Below are 4522 nucleotides of genomic sequence, written 5' to 3'. Positions count from 1 at the left end.
GTCAGCCGTCTGGGTCTGGTAGAGGACGTTGTTGACGTACCATCTGATCTCGCCGGGCTCCCACTCGGTCGTGAACGTGTAGAAGTCGCGGTCGAACGTGTCGAACGACAGCTCGAAGGGGGCGCCCGTGAACACGTTGGAAGGGAAGGGGCCGCCGTAGTGCAACGTCCCAAAGACCTCGCCGGGCTCGCTCCCGATGGCCTCCATGATGTCGATCTCGCCGCTGGCCGCCCATCCGCCGTAGGTGTCTTCGCTGAACAGAAGCCAGATGGCGGGCCACATGCCCTGACCCGTCGGGAGCTTGGCGCGGACCTCGAAGCGGCCGTACGTCCAGTCGCCCTTGCCGAGCGTGCGGATGCGGGCCGAGCTGTAGCTCGTGTCGGTGCCGGCGACCGACCGGCGGGCCGTGATGGACAACGTGCCGTCGCTCACGGACAGGTTCTCCGGGGCGGCCGTGTAGTTCTGGAACTCGCCGTTGCCCCAGCCACAGATGCCCTCGGCACATCCGTCGCCGAGCTGCGCTTCCCACTTGGCCGCATCGAGGACGGCCCCGTCGAACTCGTCGGACCAGACCAGATCCCAGCCGTCGGGTGTCGCCTCAGCGTCCGGGAAATTCTGATCGACGGAGTTGTCGCAGCCTGCCACGCTAGCCGAGGCGATGAGCGCGACGGCGAGGGCCGACAGCGCGACAGAGGGGCGAGCAGGGCGCGTCATCGGGCTGCAGTCTGGGTCGGGACGGGGCCGACGTGGAAGGGGAAGTTGGCCGTCGCTACGTTGCCGTTGCCGTCGTAGGCGTAGAGGAACATGCGGTACGGGCCTTCGCCGCGCGGGGCGCGCATCACCAACGTGCCGTCGTCGCGGCGGACGACCGCGATGTCGATGGCGTCGGGGCGGTCCTCCGCATCGCCACCTGCGCGGATGTCTGTGCTTTCGGGGAGGAGCTCCCACTCGTAGCGGAGGTCGTCGCCGTCGGGGTCTGTCACCGTGGCCTCGAACGTGATCCGTTCGTTCTCCTCGACCGTGAGGCTGGCGTAGCGGTCTTGACCGTTCGCCGTGTACTCCGTCAAGGCCGGGGCGCGGTTGTCGGGGTACTCGCTGGTCCACAGGTATTGGAGCTCGTCCAAGACTTCGGTCTCGTAGCCGCCTGGCGTGAAGATGCCGTACCACGTCGGTGTAGTCTCCTGCTTGTCGCCCCACAGGAAGGCGTACGAGCCGATGCTGTGGGTCGTGTCGGCCGCGATGCCGCGCTCGTAGCGCAAGCGGTACACGCGGGCCTTCTCGTGGCTCGTCTGCTCGATCGACGCGCCCCACGTCGTGCGCGGGACTTCCCAGTGGCCGTCCGGTCCCCACTCGGCAATCACGTACGGTCCATCCCAGCCGGCGCGTCGGAGCTGGCGACCCACGCTTGGCCCCTCGTACCCGTACGACCGGAACTCGCGCGTCCCGCCGACCAACTCGCCGTACGTGTTGATGCCGTACACGTCGATGGCCGGCGCCCGGTCCATGATGAGTTGGACCTCCGCTACGTCGAGGCCGGCCGTGACGTGCATCACAGGGTGGTTCGGGTCCTCTTGGTGGATCATCTCGGCGATGTCGTTGAGGGCGTCCCAGACCTTGAGGTCGGTGTAGAACAGGTCGTTCTCGTTGCCCAGTCCCCACATCAGGATTGCTGGATGATCCTTGTAGGTGCGGACGACCTCGCGGAACCGCGCAAGTTGCGCGCGCACGCCGTTCGCGTCGTTGTAGTCGAAGCCCTGGCGCTCTTGCCCGGCCCACAGGCCGAAGACGACGGAGAGGCCGCGTTCGTGGGCGTCGTCCAAGAGCGCAATCGCTTCGCCGGCTCCCCACGTCCGAAGCGAGTTGGCGCCCGCATCAACGGCGCGGTCGAGATACGTCGTCCCGCCGACGCCTCGGATGAAGTAGGGCTCACCGCCGCGATACATCGTCCACACGCCGGATGCGTCTTGGCGGAGCTCGACGGGGATCGCGCCCTCGAAGCGAGGTCCGTCCTCGATGATGCCGGAGGCAGCTGGCCGGTCCGTCGTGGAGTCCTCCTGAGCGAAGGCCGGGAGCGCGAGGAGCGTGGCGAGGAGGAATGCAGAGCCTCTCATAGAAACGGAAGGCAGGGGAGAGCCGGCGGAGCCGTCAACGGCTACTCCGAGGTGATGAGCCGGAGATCATCGATCAGGATCTCGCCGGACTCGTCGAGGAAGAACACCAAGTGCTTGATGGCGCTGAAGTCGGCTCCGTCCTGGAATTCGGGAAGGTTGCCGACGGTGGCGGGCGCAGCGGCTAGCTCACGGCCGCCGCCGCGTAGAGCGATGAACGGAATGGTCACCGTCTGCCACTCGGACGTGAGCCGGCCGGAGTCGACGAAGCGCCCATCGAGGACGACCTGCGACGTCTGCCGGCCGTAGTCCTCGAGGGCGACGCGGACTGGAGCTTGCTCAGCCGTGCCAGACGAGAGGCGCGCGTCGAACTGGATCACGCCGCTCTCGGCGATCGACGAGACGTCGGTGGGGTACCACTGATTCCAGCTCACGCCCATCGCGCCCTCGTAGCAGTCGTCCGCTCGGACGTCCCACGCTAAGCGAAGGACCTCGCCCCGGCCACTCTCGGCCTCCGTCTGGATCGACTGGCATCCGTCGGTGACCAGGCCCCAGCCGTCGTCGTTGATGAACGCGTCGTCGAAGAGCGTGATGGGCAAGGCCGCTGGGTCGGGCCGCTCGGGCAGGACGATCCACGGCTCTTGGGGCTCGGGGTCGTACCACACCAGCTCGATGTCATCGAGGTAGATGCTCCCAGACTGCTGGAGCTCAAACATGAGCTGCTTCACGTTCGTCGGGTCGAGCGCTTTCGCGCCGGGCGCGGCGATGTCGAAGTCCGCGAGCGGGACGGTGATGGTCTGCCAGTCCTCGTTGAGGAAGGGTTCTTCGAAGTACTTGTTGTCGGTGTAGGCGAAGCCCATCCCGCCGCTGTAGTCCTCGAGGGTGAGCACGATAGGCAAGCCGAACATCCGGCCTTGGGCAGCGCGAACACGCATCTGGACGGCGGCGTAGGGCAGCACCTGCGACAGATCCTTGCCGGCCCACCCGTCCCAGCCGACTCCAAGTCCGGCCCACTCACAGCCTTCCGTGCTGCGGTCCCACGAGACAGCGACAGCGCGCTCGCCCTCGAAGACGACGTCCTCGACGAGCCGGCCCTGGGTACAGCGAGCGTCGTCCTGGAACCAGATCTGGTCGTCGTCGGCGTCCGAGTAAATGGTCGGCTCGACCGCGAGCGCGATCGTGCGCGGGCGCTCGGGCGTCGGCGCGGCCTCGAGGCCAGCGTAGAGCTGCTGCGTCTGGAACTGGACACAGCCTGACGAGGCGAGTGCCACAACGGCGAGCGCGAGGATCGGGCGGCGGACCATGGCGACGGTGATGGGCTAGAGCTCCAGCGGTCCACCCGAGGTGAACGTGATGTAGTCGATGCCGTACTCGACCTCGAGCGGCGGTGACGGCTGGTTGTTGTTGTCCGAGATCAGGAGCGCCCGAACCGCGACGATCTCCGCCGCCTGCGCCTGCGTCAGGCCGAGTTCGCTGAGCGGCTTCGAGAAGGCCTGCCACCCCTGGAAGTCGACGGGGATGTCGCCGAAGGGAAACACAGTGTCCTGTCCGTCCTCGAAGTCACCACTGCCGTTGTTATCAGCGATAAGCTGAATGACGGCGATCGTGTTGGGCGTATCGAAGCCGTAGACGAAGAAGTTGATGTATAGGTCCTCGGGGACCGTCGTCGGGACGTCGAAGAACGAGCCGCTCGGCGGGCGGATGTCGATCAGGCCGACGAAGAAGTTGCTGACCACGCTATCGGTCCCACGGAACAGATAGAACCCGTTGCCTTGAGCTGGCGGGATCTCGGCGCTGATGCCGGAGCCCTGGAGCTCGAACTCGAAGTTGCCCAACGTGACGTCATCACCGCCTTCGAAGTCGGCGACGACTGAGCCGGGGTAGCTGCGAGGAGACAGGACTGCAACGTCGACGAATGACGTGTCGGAGTTGATCTCGTCAGGAAAAAACAAGCGTGCCGAGACCGGCTCGTCCTTGAACAGCGGGAGGTCCGTCGTGCGGCCGTTCCAGCGCGCGTTTGCCTCCGTGAGCTCGGCGGAGAAGCCCTCGATGCGGCGGACGGCTCCGCTTTGCTCCCCGGCGATCTCGAGAACCCAGTCGGTCTGTTTGTTGAACCGCGCCGTGAACACGATGGACTCGCCGGCCGCGAAGTCGACGGCCGACTGGCTCGCCACGAGCGGGTCCAAGATGGAAAAGTCGCCGAACCGGTCGGTCAGGAGCGGCCCTTCGACGTCGGTGACGTGGTCGCAGCCGGCGATGCCGAACGCGACCAAGAGAGCGAGAGAGAGGTGTCGCAGCATCGGGCTAGAAGTCCATGGAATAGAGCGCGAACACCTGCCCGATCGAGAAGTCGTCGTCCGGCGTCGCGTCGGCGCCATAGGTGTAGCGCTGGTACTGGACGGTCAGGAAGATGT

General features: G+C 66.2%; 4 protein-coding genes. All 4 read right to left on the bottom strand.

The genetic code is table 11. The features are described 5' to 3' along the window. Positions 1–714: glycoside hydrolase family 16 protein (locus WBA11_RS19840; RefSeq protein ID WP_424522360.1), on the bottom strand; the 714-nt coding region annotated here is incomplete at its 3' end. Then, positions 711–2111: a glycoside hydrolase family 2 TIM barrel-domain containing protein gene (locus tag WBA11_RS19835; RefSeq protein ID WP_424522359.1), complete on the bottom strand. Its 1401-nt coding sequence runs from the start codon at positions 2109–2111 to the stop codon at positions 711–713. The genes WBA11_RS19840 and WBA11_RS19835, both read right to left, overlap by 4 nt. Positions 2112–2152: 41 nt before the next feature. Beyond that, positions 2153–3412: a hypothetical protein gene (locus tag WBA11_RS19830; RefSeq protein ID WP_424522358.1), complete on the bottom strand. Its 1260-nt coding sequence runs from the start codon at positions 3410–3412 to the stop codon at positions 2153–2155. A 15-nt stretch (positions 3413–3427) separates the two neighbouring features. After that, positions 3428–4408 carry a hypothetical protein gene (locus tag WBA11_RS19825; protein ID WP_424522357.1) on the bottom strand — a complete coding sequence of 327 codons (981 nt, stop codon included), beginning with the start codon at positions 4406–4408 and terminating at the stop codon, positions 3428–3430. Positions 4409–4522 lie beyond the last annotated feature (114 nt).

This window comes from Rubrivirga sp., from assembly GCF_049648075.1.
Classification (GTDB): domain Bacteria; phylum Bacteroidota; class Rhodothermia; order Rhodothermales; family Rubricoccaceae; genus Rubrivirga.
This window is presented reverse-complemented; position numbering and strand designations above follow the sequence as displayed.

What these genes read in the sequence shown, in the direction of transcription:
- WBA11_RS19825 (WP_424522357.1), bottom strand. Translation starts at nt 4,408, where the DNA reads ATGCTGCGACACCTCTCTCTCGCTCTCTTGGTCGCGTTCGGCATCGCC.
- WBA11_RS19830 (WP_424522358.1), bottom strand. Translation starts at nt 3,412, where the DNA reads ATGGTCCGCCGCCCGATCCTCGCGCTCGCCGTTGTGGCACTCGCCTCG.
- WBA11_RS19835 (WP_424522359.1), bottom strand. Translation starts at nt 2,111, where the DNA reads ATGAGAGGCTCTGCATTCCTCCTCGCCACGCTCCTCGCGCTCCCGGCC.